This is a genomic window from Pseudomonas sp. MF08817, from assembly GCF_059862705.1.
In genome coordinates this window covers 190,628-205,054 of the sequence record NZ_JCBCUY010000002.1, presented here as the reverse complement: position 1 = coordinate 205,054, position 14,427 = coordinate 190,628, and the positions used below count along the sequence as shown (strand labels likewise).

10 protein-coding genes are annotated in these 14,427 nt (G+C 63.6%); 8 read left to right on the top strand and 2 right to left on the bottom strand.

What is annotated here, in order from left to right:
• Positions 1-71: 71 nt before the first annotated feature.
• Complete coding sequence (locus tag AC19YR_RS02355; protein WP_500596995.1) at positions 72-5,279, bottom strand: dermonecrotic toxin domain-containing protein; 5,208 nt, start codon at positions 5,277-5,279, stop codon at positions 72-74.
• Positions 5,280-5,462: 183 nt separating this feature from the next.
• Positions 5,463-5,816 carry a hydroxyisourate hydrolase gene (gene uraH / locus AC19YR_RS02350; RefSeq protein ID WP_500596993.1) on the bottom strand — a complete coding sequence of 118 codons (354 nt, stop codon included), beginning with the start codon at positions 5,814-5,816 and terminating at the stop codon, positions 5,463-5,465.
• 434 nt (positions 5,817-6,250) lie between these two features.
• Between uraH and puuE the strand changes: the two genes are divergently transcribed.
• The 8 genes from puuE to AC19YR_RS02310 all read left to right on the top strand — a co-directional run bounded on the left by puuE (position 6,251) and on the right by AC19YR_RS02310 (position 14,337).
• Positions 6,251-7,177 (top strand): allantoinase PuuE, encoded by a 927-nt coding sequence (gene puuE, locus AC19YR_RS02345; protein ID WP_095107432.1) that lies wholly within the window; start codon positions 6,251-6,253, stop codon positions 7,175-7,177.
• Positions 7,174-7,689 (top strand): 2-oxo-4-hydroxy-4-carboxy-5-ureidoimidazoline decarboxylase, encoded by a 516-nt coding sequence (gene uraD / locus AC19YR_RS02340; RefSeq protein WP_095107431.1) that lies wholly within the window; start codon positions 7,174-7,176, stop codon positions 7,687-7,689. Before puuE ends, uraD begins: the two co-directional genes overlap by 4 nt.
• 87 nt (positions 7,690-7,776) lie before the next feature.
• The gene (gene alc / locus AC19YR_RS02335; RefSeq protein ID WP_095107430.1) at positions 7,777-8,772 is read left to right on the top strand and encodes an allantoicase; all 996 of its coding nucleotides are present in this window, start codon (positions 7,777-7,779) and stop codon (positions 8,770-8,772) included.
• A 120-nt stretch (positions 8,773-8,892) separates the two neighbouring features.
• Positions 8,893-9,396 (top strand): ureidoglycolate lyase, encoded by a 504-nt coding sequence (locus tag AC19YR_RS02330; protein WP_095107429.1) that lies wholly within the window; start codon positions 8,893-8,895, stop codon positions 9,394-9,396.
• A gap of 51 nt (positions 9,397-9,447) precedes the next feature.
• Complete coding sequence (locus AC19YR_RS02325) at positions 9,448-10,749, top strand: urate hydroxylase PuuD (RefSeq protein ID WP_500596991.1); 1,302 nt, start codon at positions 9,448-9,450, stop codon at positions 10,747-10,749.
• A 142-nt stretch (positions 10,750-10,891) separates the two neighbouring features.
• Positions 10,892-12,250, top strand: a complete 1,359-nt coding sequence (locus AC19YR_RS02320) for a nucleobase:cation symporter-2 family protein (protein ID WP_095107427.1) — start codon at positions 10,892-10,894, stop codon at positions 12,248-12,250.
• 132 nt (positions 12,251-12,382) lie between these two features.
• Positions 12,383-13,168, top strand: a complete 786-nt coding sequence (locus AC19YR_RS02315; protein ID WP_500596989.1) for an outer membrane protein OmpK — start codon at positions 12,383-12,385, stop codon at positions 13,166-13,168.
• Between the two features lie 383 nt (positions 13,169-13,551).
• Positions 13,552-14,337, top strand: a complete 786-nt coding sequence (locus AC19YR_RS02310; protein WP_500596988.1) for an outer membrane protein OmpK — start codon at positions 13,552-13,554, stop codon at positions 14,335-14,337.
• Positions 14,338-14,427: the final 90 nt, after the last annotated feature.

Below are 14,427 nucleotides of genomic sequence, written 5' to 3'. Positions count from 1 at the left end.
GTTAAGTCCGTTCAGCATGCCGACGCCGCTTCGCCAAAGGTCTTTACATAGATATCGCCAGGGTCCGCCCGTCACAGCGGCCGATAATCGGTGCTGCCCATTTTCACGAAGTACACCGTGGCGTAGCTCGGGTCCGGGCCGCCATGGATGCCACCCAGAAGCCTGACCAGGCGCTGTTGCTCCATCGCCTCTTTCACCGGGCCCCACACATCGTCGATGGATCTACGCCGGGAGCGAAACTGCAGCTCGAACCACCCATTGGAAAGCTGGAAAAACTCGTTGCGGGAGGTCAGGTCAACCCAGCCCCGGTCGACCCAGCGAGTGAGTATGAAATAGAGATTGTTGGACGCCGGGTGGGTGCAGACAAAATTGACCAGCGTCGATGAGTAGCCCTTGAACACGTCCCGCACCACGAAGCCTTGGCGTTGCAGGATGGTCCTGACGGCGTCCTGGGCCGCCATGGACCTTGCCTGCGAGCGCGGCAACTGCATCTCCTGTGCACTAGGCAACGGCAGCGGCAGGTCGAAATCCAGGCGATGAAAACCCGGGCCGTCCGTCGCCGCGCCCATGTAGATACCGGTTCTCGACTGGCGGTCGGTGGGCCTGAGCAGGCGCAGCAGGTCGTCGGTTTGGGCCGTGCCTGCGACCATGGACGCCTGCCAGCGGTCGAGGGTGTCGCGAAGGTTGAGCAGGCGCGTGGCGGTGCTCAGGCGCCCGTAGTCCGCTTGTTCGATGAGGCGCTCGGCGGCAAACCGGCCACTGAGCCGGGTTATCCCGGGGAACGCCCCCCGCACCGAGTCGCTGATGGTGCTGGTGAACAACGGCGTACGGGCCTGCCACTGGCCATTGCTTTCAAAGGTCATGGGAATGGCTTGCTGAGCGGTGTCGCGCCCCAGCCAGCGACTCAAATCATTGATGGCATTGCCGCTTGTGGTTTCGGTTCGCCTGAGGAAAAGGGTTTTTTCGGGGATTTTCGAGCCGTTGGGCAGCACTTCATAGTAATACTCGCCGATCTTCACTGCGTCATAGGGCCGACGCCCCATCACCCGGAACAACTGGCGCGCCGGCAGGACTTCGTGGGGCGGGTTGTCGGCCAGGGTCAACCCCCAGGCGTGCCAATGGGTCGATGCCAGGGGCGGCTGCAACCACACACGCAACACTGGCGGCTGCGCGGGCATGCGCCATTCGGTGCCGGTGGTGGGGCTGTCCCAGGGCCGCCAACCGGGGGTAGCCTGGCGCGTCACGGCGCGGCTGGACCCAGGTTGAGGTTCGGGGGCATCGGCACCCAGCAGCCGTTCACCGGGTTCGTCGATGTACAGAATCAGTTCATCAGCGCTGCTGGCGTCGGTTTTTCTCAAGCGCACAAAGGGCTCGCCCTTGCGCCGGTAGACCGGGTAACGGGCGTCGCCATCGACCAGAAACTGCTGACCATGCTTGACCTGGGTGCCCTTGTCGAAAGGGCCGCGCAGGACGATGGCGCCCTCGGCGTCGAGGGACTTTTGATAGCGTTGCAGTCCTGGCAGGGGCTTGGCCCGCGTCGGCACCGCCAGGCTGGAATGGCCCTGGTTGTGCAACGCCTGGCGTTTGCGCAGCAGGCTTAGGGCGGGCGCTGGGCGCAATTTGGCCGCTGTACCGGCCTTGGCCGGTGGATAGAGGATCAGCGCCAGGTCGACGGCCACCATGAGCGCCAGGTAGACCACGTCCACGCCATCGTGGGCATTGCCGCTGTGATACAGCCGGCGGATCGCCAGCAGCAATTCGTAAACCTGCACCAGCGATCCGAGTATCGGCACCAGGCCCAGTAGCCCACGCACCCGCGCCGCCGATTGCTCGTCCAGACGCCACTCGCGGTACTCATCCAGCGCTTGGCCCGAGTTACCACTTGCGCGCACGCGCCGCTGGCGCTTGAGCACCTGGGCGTGGGCCAACACCTGCAGCACGTCATGGCCGCTGGTCGGTGTGACGCCCAGCCACTGGCCGGGGGCGTTGGCCCGCTGCTTGGCGATCTCGTTTTCGATGTCTTGCAGGGTGACCACCGGGAACACATTCACATCGTTTAACCACAGCGATGTGGACTTGGCCACCATCCACATCCTGTCCAAATGATTGGGAAAAAGCAGCCGCCGCAGTTGCTCCAGTTCCTGGTCCCAGGCCAAGGGCGGGGCGACCGTGCGGACCGTCCCCGGATAACTCTCGATGGCCTGCGCCTCCCAACCGGCGGCCACCCGCTGGGCCAACTCCGTGACATAGGGCGGCGCGGCACAGCGTTGCATCAGTGCCTGCAAGGCCTCTTGCTCACTGGCGTGGGCGGTGATGGCCGGATGGCCTTGAACCCCCGGCCAATAGAGCACCCACACGGATGACACCTGGTCGTGAATCAGTAGCACCTCCGCCACATGTCGCGCCTTTTGCGACGTGGCGCCGGCCAGGTGGATAAACGCCAATTGCAGGCGATGGCCGTTGCGCTCCAGGTCCGCCGCGGTGCGCGCCGCCAGGGCAGTGGTGAACAGGCTCTGAGCGTTGGCCGAGAGGCCTTGTTCCCGGGCGCTGTACAACTCCACCTGGGCGCGCTGCTTCAAGACCCGCTGCAGCAGCGCCTTAACCAGCGGCTCGCCCGCGGCTGCCGTGCCATCGCCGTAGAAGGCCTGCTCGATGAGGCGTTCATAGCGCCCGCTCAGGTTCAGGTCCGACAGGGTGTCGATCAAGTACGCAGGCGAGAGCCGGGTTTTCCAGGCCGGGTCCAGGTACACCGTGTGGTTGAGGCGCCATAGGGTCCAGGGCGCGGCAGGGTCGAGGTTATGCACGGCCAGTTGCAACAGGCTGTAGGTGGTGCGCTCCTGGCTGACCCGCTCCACCGGCCCCGAGTCCCCGGCGGGGCTTTGTGGGTGGGATTGCCAGGGGCGGCTGACATCGTCAGGCATGTCGAATAGAGGCTGGTCGATATCCAGGCCGGGGTAGAGCCCGTCCCGGGTCAGGCGCGCGAGCAAGGCCGCGCGGGCATAGGTATCGAAACCCGGTAGACGCTCCAGCAGTTCATGTTCCAGTGCCTGGGCGTTGGCCAGGTAGTGCTGCAACAGATGCCGGTAGCGCCGGCGCGTCGCGGCGTCGGCGCCTGCAAACCACGGTGCCAGGGTCTTGCGGTGCTCGGCGGCGAGCCGCAGCAGGCGCACGTTGACCAGCGCCACATCCCGCGCGGCGCTGCTCGGCGCCGCCAAGCGCTCGGCCAGTTCGCGGCGCAACAACCCCAACGCCAAGCTGGCGTCGCTGACTTCACTGAAGGGCTGGCCACCCTCGTCGAGCCACTTGAGAGTCTTGAAAAAGCCCTTCACCAACCCTTTGAAGCTATAGCCCAGCACCTGTTCCTCGATCACCCCATAAGCCACCTCCAGTTTTCGCCCAGCGCCCAACGCCGCGACCTGCACCCGCACGCCAGCGCGTTCATGGCGGCCGATGCAATCCCACAGCACCGAGCCGTCGGGGCTGTTAAGGCTGGCGTCGAGGGCGCTGCTCAGTTGCGCCAGCGAGGCGAATGGGGTGAGGCCACCCTGCCCGCCCCCCACATACAACAGCACCGGTTGCCCCACGCTGTGGTCCGCCAGTGCCTGGGCGGTGGTCACCACGAAGGCGCCGGTAAGTTGGCACAACGGTTGGCCGACGCTGATGTGCAGGGCGCGGGTATCACTGGCCGGACGGCGAGTGGCGAACGACTCATCGAGCACTTCGCTCAGCAGGCCCAACGCTGCGCTGTCGATCAGGTTCAGGCGCTGTTGCAGCCGCATCTCATCTCGCAGGGCCTGGCGTTGCAACACCAGGTGCAGCACCGCGTGGCTATGCCCGGCCTTGGCCTTTTCATTCCAGAACGGGCGCTGATCGAAGCGCGCGACCTGTTGCTCGATGTAGTCATGCAATTGCGTCACTCGCGCCTGCCAGTGCTCCTGCAAGACCACCCACTGACTGAAGGCTTCGGTCTCGGCCGCCGGGTCAGCGCTGTCCAGCAGGCCCAGCAGGCCGTTTTCGTAGCGCCGCACCGCGTGCTCGCGGGTGCGCACCGCCAGGCTCGCGGCCAGGGCATCGAAGCTGATCTCCGGCGCGCGGCGTTGCTCGTCCCAGCCCAGGAGGCGCTCCAAGGCCCGACGCAGGTTCGGACAACCCACGCCTGCGCTGCGGTCGGCCTCTACGTGGGCGATCAGCGGGGCCAATCCCTGCTCCGGGGGCGTGTCGCCGCGGATGCTCAGCCAGGCCAGGTCGATGCCCAGGGCACAGGCCAGTTCGTTGTCCCTTTGCAGGTGCAGCAGGCTACTGGCGCTGTCGCCCACGGCGTCGCCAGCAATCAAGGCCACCGGGGTAAAGCTGAACGGCATCGGCTGGCGGAAGCGAGCATCAAGCAGGTCAGTACGCCAACGCAGGGGCAGGCGCTGCCACAGCCGGGCCTGATCGTGGCCATTGAGCAACGCGGGCAGCTTGAACTCCAGCTCGGCCAGGGAGGCAAACTCATGGAACTCGCGCGTCAGCCCTGGCACGTACACCACTTGCTGGCTGTGCTCGGCGCCGGGGGCATAGGCGATATGCAGCGCACCGCCAATGGCCACCCGGGCCTGGCCCTCCCCAGCCCATACCAACTCGCGCACCTGCACCTGGGCCCAGGGCCCGCCGGCCAGGGCGCGATCCTCGGGCGTGGGGGCGTCGAGCAAACGCTGGACCAGGTCGAACCCGGTCTCGGACAACTCGTACAACTGGTGGGCGATAAACGCCTTGTCCGCCAACAGGCTGCGGTACAACGCCCGCCATTGCGCCGTGCGCGAATGCCGGGCGCCGTCCGCCAGTTGCGCCCAATACTGGTCGGTGGCCGCCTGCACCTGCGTGCGTAAATCCAGCGCCAGGAGGCGGGCGCGGGTGCCTTCGGGCGCAGTCTCGTCCCCGGGAGGCTGGCGCATCAGGCGCAACGCCCACTCTAAGGCGCTTGCCGATAACCGGGGGGCGTCAGGGGCATCGGGTTCCAGAAACAACACCGTCTCGGGAGCCAGGCCCAAGTGCTGTTGCACCGCCTCGCCCACCCACGTTGCGATACGCGGCGCCCGCTCGATCAGGCGCCGCAGGGCACGGGCCGCTTCGCTGCAGCGCAGGTGCGCGGCGTGCAGGTCGTTGATAAAGCGGCTGGGGTGGGCGGCCTCTTCGAGGCGGCGGGTCAGGCAATCGCGCACGCGCGCCTGAAACCCGTCGTGCTCAAGCCACGGCAGGTGGTCGCCGGGCTCGGCCAAAGGCGTGGTCGGTGGGGTCATGTCGGGCCTCTTCGCGCAGTCAAAACCCGAGCCTAAAACCCCACGCAGCGCGCCGTGCCCTAGATAGTTAACGCCTGGGCCACGGTAAATCCCGGGCGAAAAAAGCCCGCAGTGTGAGCGGGCGAAAGACCAGAGAAGCTCGATGCGCGAAAGCTTCTTTAAGTGAGATGGCTAGCTTGGGGTTTAGCTACCTCGGTAGGTCGAATAGCTATAGGGCGAAATCAGCAGCGGCACGTGGTAGTGCTCCTGCTCGGCGCTGATGCCAAAACGCAGCACCACCACATCCAGAAACGCCGGCTCGGGCAGTGCCACACCACGGGCGCGGTAGTAATCGCCGGCATGGAATTGCAGTTGGTAAACGCCCGTGCGGTAGTCCTCGCCTTGCAGCAGCGGCGCGTCGCAACGGCCATCGGCGTTGGTCAGCGTGCTGGCGACCAATTCCAGCTGCGAACCCTCGACCCGATACAGCTCGACCTTGATCGAGCTGCCAGGGCAACCGTGTGCGGCATCCAATACGTGAGTAGTCAAACGTCCCATTGATTCTGCGGGCCCTTGTGCGGTGTGTACCGCCAGGCCTCGCGCCTCCCGGAGTCAGTGAAATGTGGAGGCCGCACCGTTTCAGATCGTGAAAAGGTGCGGCGCGGAGCTGATTAAGACACTTTCAACAAAAATTGTACACAATAGATCCAGATTTTTTTCCACGCTTCAACCCAGGGCTGCCGTCACCGGGAGACAGCCCCCCGCCACAGGCGGCCCAGACCTTTCGTCCAACAACTGACTAACGAGGCAGGTTTCTTGCAGTGCTCCCCGGCCAACCCGAAAATGAAATTGGGGAAAAAACAGGCTTACAAATTGAATATAAACTTGTATACAATCAGCCCATCGCTGTGACGCCAGCCTGCCCCTCCACCGTCAGGCCGCCACGCCACCCTTTGCTACTGACCTAGCCACGCACAAGAAGGAACCACGCAGTGAGCGCCGACTACCCACGCGACCTGATCGGCTACGGCCCCAACCCCGTGCACCCACACTGGCCGGGCAATGCCCGTATCGCCCTGTCCTTTGTCCTTAACTATGAAGAAGGCGGCGAGCGCAACATCCTGCACGGTGACAAGGAGTCGGAGGCCTTTCTGTCGGAGATGGTCTCGGCCCAGCCGCTGCAAGGCGAGCGCAACATGAGCATGGAGTCGCTGTACGAGTATGGCAGCCGTGCCGGCGTGTGGCGGGTTCTGGCGCTATTCAAGCAATTCGACATCCCGCTCACCGTGTTCGCCGTGGCCATGGCTGCCCAGCGCCACCCGGACGTGATCCGCGCCATGGTCGCCGCCGGCCACGAGATCTGCAGCCACGGCTACCGCTGGATCGACTACCAGTACATGGACGAGGCCCAGGAGCGCGAGCACATGCTCGAAGCCATCCGCATCCTCACCGACATCAGCGGCGAACGCCCGCTGGGCTGGTACACCGGCCGCACCGGGCCCAACACCCGGCGCCTGGTGATGGAAGAAGGCGGCTTCCTCTACGACAGCGACACCTACGACGACGACCTGCCCTATTGGGAAAGCCGCAACCCCACCGGCAAGGCGCACCTGGTGATCCCCTACACCCTGGACACCAATGACATGCGCTTCACCCAGGTGCAGGGCTTCAATACCGGCGACGACTTTTTCAACTACCTCAAGGACGCTTTCGACGTGCTCTACGCCGAAGGCAGCGAGGCGCCGAAGATGCTTTCCATCGGCCTGCACTGCCGCCTGATCGGCCGCCCCGCGCGCCTGGCCGCCCTCAAGCGCTTTATCGAATACGCCAAGGGCCACGAGCAGGTGTGGTTCACCCGCCGCGTCGATATCGCCCGCCATTGGCACGACGTCCACCCATTCCAAGGGGCCGCGCAATGACCGCTTTCCAAACCCTCAAGCCTTCGACGTTGAGCCGCGAGGCCTTCGTCGAGGCCTTTGCCGACATCTACGAACACTCGCCATGGGTGGCCGAAAAGGCCTTCGAGCTGGGCCAGGACCCTTCGATCGACGAGATCGAAACCCTGCACCAGCGCATGAGCGACATTTTGTTGAGCGCCGACCACGCCAGGCAACTGGCGCTGATTAACGCTCACCCGGACCTGGCGGGCAAAGCGGCCATCCAGGGCCAACTGACCGAAGCCAGCACCAGCGAACAGGCTGGCGCCGGTATTCACCAATGCTCGAGCGATGAGTTCCAGCGCTTCACCGAGTTGAACGAGGCCTACAAAGCCAAGTTCAAGTTTCCCTTCATCATGGCGGTAAAAGGCAGCAACCGGCACCAGATCCTCGCGGCGTTCGAAACGCGCATCCACAACCCGGTAGACACCGAGTTCCAGTGCGCGCTGAGCGAGATCAACAAAATCGCCCTGCTGCGTTTACTGACCCTATAGCGAGCCTGGCCCGAGCGGCACACAACGCCCCGTCGCCCAGGGCCCTGCAAGCATCCCAAGCCACTTTATTAAAGGCAGACAAGAAGAATGAAAGCTTACGCCGTACCTTTCGAGAAGTTCGTCAACCTGGCCGATGCCCGCCTGGGCACCAAGATCGTTTCGGTCACCGATGACTGGTTCGCCGATGCCAACCGCATGTTCCAGCCGACCCCGGCCGTATGGAAGGAGGGCGTTTTCGATGACAACGGCAAGTGGATGGACGGCTGGGAGTCGCGCCGCAAGCGCTTTGAAGGCTACGACAGCGCGGTGATCCGCCTCGGCGTGCCGGGCCAGATCAAAGGCCTGGACATCGACACTTCATTCTTCACCGGCAACTTCCCGCCCTCCGCGTCCCTGGAAGGCTGCTTCCTGGCCGACGGCGAGCCGGGCGAAAACACCCAGTGGAGCGAAGTGCTGTCGGCGGTGGAGTTGCAGGGCAACAGCCACCACTACCACGAGATCAACAACGAGCAGGCGTTCAGCCACCTGCGTTTCAACATCTACCCCGACGGCGGCGTTGCGCGCCTGCGGGTGTACGGCATTCCGTTCCGCGATTGGTCGGCGGTGGGCGACAACGAACAGCTCGACCTGGCCAGCGCCCTCAACGGCGGCCGGGCCCTGGCCTGCTCCGACGAGCACTTCGGGCGCATCAGCAACCTGCTCAACCCGGGCCGTGGCATCAACATGGGCGACGGCTGGGAAACCGCACGCCGCCGCACGCCGGGCAATGACTGGGTGATCGTCGCCCTGGGCCATGCCGGCGAAGTGGAAAAAATCGTCGTCGACACCCTGCACTTCAAGGGCAACTACCCTGATAGCTGCTCGATCCAGGGCGCATTCGTCAAGGGCGGCACCGACAGCCAGATCGAAACCCAATCGCTGTTCTGGCGGGAACTGTTGCCCAGCCAGAAGCTGGAAATGCACGCCGAACACACCTTCGCCGAGCAGATCAAGGCCCTGGGCCCGATCACCCACATCCGCCTCAACATCTTCCCGGACGGTGGCGTGAGCCGCTTGCGCATCCTGGGCAAGGTGGCCAAGTAAGCGACAACCCGATCGCGAGCAGGCTCGCTCCCACAGGGGAATGAATTCCAGTTGGGGGAGCGAGCCTGCTCGCGATAGCACCAGAGCAAACAACACAGAACCCTGAATAAGAAGAACAGCATGCGCACACTCACGATCGAACCCTTAAGCAAAGAAGCCTTCGCCCCCTTCGGTGACGTGATCGAAACCGACGGCAGTGCTCACTTCATGATTAACAACGGTTCGACCCTGCGCTTCCACCGCTTGGCCGAGGTTGAAACGGCCCTGCCCGAAGACAAGGCGATCATCAGCATCTTCCGCGCCGAGGCGCAGGACATGCCGTTGACCCTGTGCATGCTGGAGCGCCATCCGCTGGGCAGCCAGGCTTTCATCCCGCTGCTCGGCAACCCCTTTCTGATCGTGGTCGCGCCCGTTGGCGATGCACCTGTATCAGGCTTGGTCCGCGCCTTCCGCACCAATGGCAGGCAGGGCATCAATTACCATCGCGGCGTCTGGCACCACCCGGTGCTGACGATCGAAAAGCGGGATGACTTCCTGGTGGTTGATCGCAGTGGCACAGGCAATAACTGCGATGAGCATTTTTTCAAAGAGGATGAGCGGTTGATCCTTGCCCCCCACCAATAAGAGAAGGCCCGCACACCCCACGACGAGGGTGTCGGGCAAGAGGTAAGCACTGTGGAAGCACATTTGATGGAATGGCTGAACCTGAGCGTGCGCTGGGTTCACATGATTACTGGCGTGGCCTGGATCGGGGCCTCGTTCTACTTCGTCTGGCTGGAGAACAACCTCAACCGGGTCAACCCCAAGGATGGCCTGGCGGGCGATCTGTGGGCGATCCACGGTGGCGGTATCTACCACCTGGAAAAATACAAACTGGCCCCGCCGACCATGCCGGACAACCTGCACTGGTTCAAATGGGAAGCCTATTTCACCTGGATGTCGGGCGTCGCGCTGCTGTGCGTGGTGTTCTACGCCAACCCCACGCTCTACCTCCTGGCCCCGGGCAGCAGCCTGAGCGGCCCCGAAGGCGTGCTACTGGGCCTGGGCTCGCTGTTCGTCGGCTGGTTCGTCTACTCCTTTTTGTGCGACTCGGCCCTGGGCAAGCACCCTGCCCTGCTCGGCCTGATCCTGTTCGTGCTGCTGATCGCGGCAGCCTACGGTTTCAGCAAGGTGTTCAGCGGCCGTGGCGCGTACCTGCACGTGGGCGCCGTAATCGGCACCATCATGGTCGGCAACGTGTTCCGCATCATCATGCCGGCCCAGCGCGCGCTGGTGGCCGCCATCGCCGAGAACCGCAGCCCCGACCCGGCATTGCCGGCCAAGGGCCTGTTGCGTTCGCGGCACAACAACTACTTCACCCTGCCCGTGCTGTTCATCATGATTAGCAACCACTTCCCCAGCACCTACGGCAGCCAGTACAACTGGCTGATCCTGGCCGGGATCGCGGTGGCGGCGGTGTTGGTGCGCCATTACTTCAACACCCGCCACAACAGCAATAAGTTCGCCTGGACCCTGCCGGCCGGCGCACTGGCGATGATCTGCCTGGCCTACGTCACCGGGCCAAAACCCGTGGCCCTGGCCCCGGACACCGCCAAGGCCCCGGCCGCCATCGAGTACCAACCCCTGCCGGAAACCGCCCTGGGTGGCGGCGCCAAACCTGCCGCGGCCGCGGCCCCGGCGCAGCAACCGCAAGCGGCCAACGCCCAGGCCGGCAGCGGCGACTTCAGCAAGGTGCATAGCGTGATCCAGGAACGCTGCGCCGTGTGCCATTCGGCCAAGCCCACCAGCCCACTGTTCAGCGCCGCGCCGGGCGGGGTGATGTTCGATACCCCGCAGCAAATCCAGCAACAGGCTGCGCGCATCCAGGCCCAGGCTGTCGCCACGCAAATCATGCCGCTGGGCAACATCACCCAGATGACCCAGCAGGAGCGTGACCTGATCGGCGCCTGGATTGTGCAGGGGGCGCCCACGAACTGATCGCCCCCTGGCGAGGGTGATTTATTGTGGGGGCAGGCCCGCCCCCACCATTAGCCCTGGCACGCCTGCCTTCCCCTGACAGGCAGGCGCCAGCCGCTGCAGGCCAAACCCTACAAAAATAAAAAAAGATCCGAGGTGTTGCATGTCCGTGTTATCCCCCACGCACGTCGCCGACGCGCCTGCCATCCAACGTCTGCCGCTGTTGCAGTTGATCCTGGTGGGCTTGCAACACGTCCTGCTGATGTACGGCGGCGCCATCGCGGTGCCGTTGATTGTTGGCCAGGCTGCGGGCCTGAGCCGCGAAGAAATCGCCTTCCTGATTAACGCCGACCTGCTGGTGGCGGGCATCGCCACCGTGGTGCAGTCGCTGGGCATCGGCCCCATGGGCATTCGCATGCCGGTGATGATGGGCGCCAGTTTCGCCGCCGTCGGCAGCATGGTGGCCATGGCCGGCATGCCGGGCATCGGTTTGCAGGGGATTTTCGGCGCGACCATCGCTGCCGGCTTCTTCGGCATGCTGATCGCACCGTTCATGTCCAAGGTGGTGCGCTTCTTCCCACCCCTGGTCACCGGCACCGTCATTACCTCCATCGGCCTGTCGCTGTTCCCGGTGGCGGTGAACTGGGCCGGGGGTGGCAACGCCGCCGCCGAGTTCGGCTCGCCGATCTACCTGGCCATCGCCGCCCTGGTGCTGGGCACTATTTTGCTGATCCACCGCTTCATGCACGGTTTCTGGGTGAACATTTCGGTGCTCATCGGCATGGCCCTGGGCTACGTACTGTGCGGCGCGCTGGGCATGGTCGACCTGAGCGGCATGGCCCTGGCGCCGTGGCTGCAATTCGTCACCCCGCTGCACTTCGGCCTGCCGCAGTTCCACCTCGCGCCGATCCTGTCGATGTGCCTGGTGGTGGTGATTATCTTCGTCGAATCCACCGGGATGTTCCTGGCCCTGGGTAAGATCACCGGCCAGGACGTCACCCCGCGCATGCTGCGCCGGGGCCTGCTGTGCGACGCCGGCGCGTCGTTCTTCGCCGGGTTCTTCAACACCTTCACCCATTCCTCCTTCGCCCAGAACATCGGCCTGGTGCAGATGACTGGGGTGCGGTGCCGCTCGGTGACCATCGTCGCCGGGCTGTTTCTCATCCTCCTCAGCCTGCTGCCCAAGGCTGCGTTCCTGGTGGCGTCGATTCCCCCGGCGGTGCTGGGTGGCGCGGCAATCGCCATGTTCGGCATGGTCGCCGCCACGGGCATCAAGATCCTCCAGGAAGCCGACATCGCCGACCGCCGAAACCAGTTGCTGGTGGCCGTGAGCATCGGCATGGGCCTGATCCCCGTGGTGCGCCCGGACTTTTTCGCGCACCTGCCCCTGTGGATGAGCCCCATCACCCACAGCGGCATCGCCATGGCCACCCTCAGCGCATTGGCGCTGAACCTGCTGTTCAACATCCTCGGCGGCAGCCACCGCGCCGCCGCCAGTGAGTGCAGCGCCCACCCCCATTGATCGACCCGGGCGCGGCAAACGCGCCCCGCATCGCCACCGGTTCCACCTGCAACACCCATGACGGCGCTTGATCGCACGCGGTCAGCGGTCTGCCTGCGCCTTTAACAATAAAAACAATCAGGGAGCACACCGATGAAACTCACCCCCTCACGCCTGTTGTTGGGCGGCGCACTGCTGGCGGCCGGCCCGGCCATGGCCGGCGACCTGCTGCTGTGGCAGACCAACAGCCTGAGTTACCTGTATGGCAAGAACTTCGCCATCAACCCCGCGATCCAGCAAACCGTGACCTTCGAGCACGCCGACAAATGGAAGTACGGCGACAACTTCCTGTTCGTCGACAAAATCTTCTACAACGGCGCCGAAGACCGGAACAAAGGCGCGCACACCTTCTACGGCGAGTTCAGCCCGCGCCTGTCGATGGGCAAGATCTTCGACCGCAGGTTCGAGCTCGGCCCAATCAAGGACGTACTGCTGGCCATGACCTACGAGTACGGCGAAGGCGAAAGCGAGGCCTACCTGATCGGCCCGGGCTTCGACCTGGCGGTGCCGGGTTTCAACTACTTCACCCTCAACTTCTACCGCCGCCAGACCGAAGGCCCACGCCCCGGCGATGGCGTGTGGCAAATCACCCCAGCCTGGTCCTACAGCATCCCCCTGGGCCGCTCCAACCTGCTGATCGACGGCTACCTGGACTGGGTGGTGGACAACGACCAGAACGCGCGCGGCACCTACCACGCCAACCTGCACATCAACCCGCAGATCAAATACGACCTGGGCAAAGCCTTGAACTGGGGCGAAAAACGGGTCTATGTCGGCGCCGAGTACAGCTACTGGAAAAACAAGTACGGCATCGCCGACAGCGCCAACCTGGACACCAACCAAAACACCGCGAGCCTGCTGCTCAAGGTGCATTTCTAAAATGCCCGGCAATAGCGCGCCCACATTGCTGGCGGTGCGCTGTTGCAGGGCACTTGAGCCGGGCCGTGGGAGCCAGTATTCTCCGCGCCCGCGCCGCGGCACGGCTGACCCCGCCGTACCGCCCGAACCTGACCGGGCAGCCAACTTATCCAGGCCCCGGTTAGTTCGAAGGCGTCCCGAACACAACAAAAAAACACTCCCACTCGGTTGTTTTGCGGACAGCCGACGGGCGTTGTTTGGTTTTCGCTTCACCTTGGCTCAGCGCTTGCAAAGCACAGCAAAGCTGACCAACCGGATAACTTTTAACTGCAGTGAAAACAGGCGCCACAGCAGAGCGCTGACTGAAGAACAACGTAGAACCACCAACTTTTGGGAGCAACCGAATGAAACGTACCGTAAACAGTGTGATGCTCGCTGCCGGCCTGCTGGCCGGCGGCCAGGCCATGGCGGGCGACCTGCTGCAATGGCAGAACAACAGCCTGACGTACCTGTATGGGCAAAACTTCGAAGTCAACCCCGAAACACAGCAGACCTTCACCTTCGAACACGCCGATGGCTGGAAGTACGGCGACAACTTCCTGTTCGTCGACAAGATCTTCTACAACGGTAAAAAAGACAGTAACTCGGGCCCCAACACCTACTACGGCGAGTTCAGCCCACGCCTGTCGTTCGGCAAGATCTTCGACCAGAAAATCGAGTTCGGCCCGATCAAGGACGTGCTGCTGGCCATGACCTACGAGTTTGGCGAAGGCGACAACGAGTCCTACCTGATCGGCCCGGGTTTCGACCTGGCCATCCCCGGTTTCGACTTCTTCCAGTTGAACTTCTACAACCGCCAGACCGAAGGCCCGCGCGCCGGCGACAACGTCTGGCAGATCACCCCGGTATGGGCCTACACCATTCCCGTGGGCAAGTCCGACATCCTGATCGACGGTTTTATCGACTGGGTCGTGGACAACGACCAGAACAGCAAGGGCACCTACCACGCCAACTTGCACATCAACCCGCAAATCAAATACGACCTGGGCAAAGCGCTCAACTTCGGCGAGAAGCAGTTGTACGTGGGTATTGAATACGACTACTGGAAGAACAAGTACGGCATCAACGACAGCCACTACTTCGACACCGACCAGAACACCGCGAGCTTGTTGGTGAAGTTGCACTTCTAAACAACATTCTCGTCTATAGCCAGCGGGCCTGCCCGCTGGCTACTCCTGCGACAAAAACTCGTGACCTCTAAAATTAAAAATTCCCGCTTT

Bases quoted from the DNA above. Each gene is read 5' to 3' on its own strand.
- AC19YR_RS02330 (WP_095107429.1), top strand. From the start codon at position 8,893: ATGCGCACACTCACGATCGAACCCTTAAGCAAAGAAGCCTTCGCCCCC.
- AC19YR_RS02310 (WP_500596988.1), top strand. From the start codon at position 13,552: ATGAAACGTACCGTAAACAGTGTGATGCTCGCTGCCGGCCTGCTGGCC.
- AC19YR_RS02315 (WP_500596989.1), top strand. From the start codon at position 12,383: ATGAAACTCACCCCCTCACGCCTGTTGTTGGGCGGCGCACTGCTGGCG.
- uraH (WP_500596993.1), bottom strand. From the start codon at position 5,816: ATGGGACGTTTGACTACTCACGTATTGGATGCCGCACACGGTTGCCCT.
- uraD (WP_095107431.1), top strand. From the start codon at position 7,174: ATGACCGCTTTCCAAACCCTCAAGCCTTCGACGTTGAGCCGCGAGGCC.
- alc (WP_095107430.1), top strand. From the start codon at position 7,777: ATGAAAGCTTACGCCGTACCTTTCGAGAAGTTCGTCAACCTGGCCGAT.
- AC19YR_RS02355 (WP_500596995.1), bottom strand. From the start codon at position 5,279: ATGACCCCACCGACCACGCCTTTGGCCGAGCCCGGCGACCACCTGCCG.
- AC19YR_RS02320 (WP_095107427.1), top strand. From the start codon at position 10,892: ATGTCCGTGTTATCCCCCACGCACGTCGCCGACGCGCCTGCCATCCAA.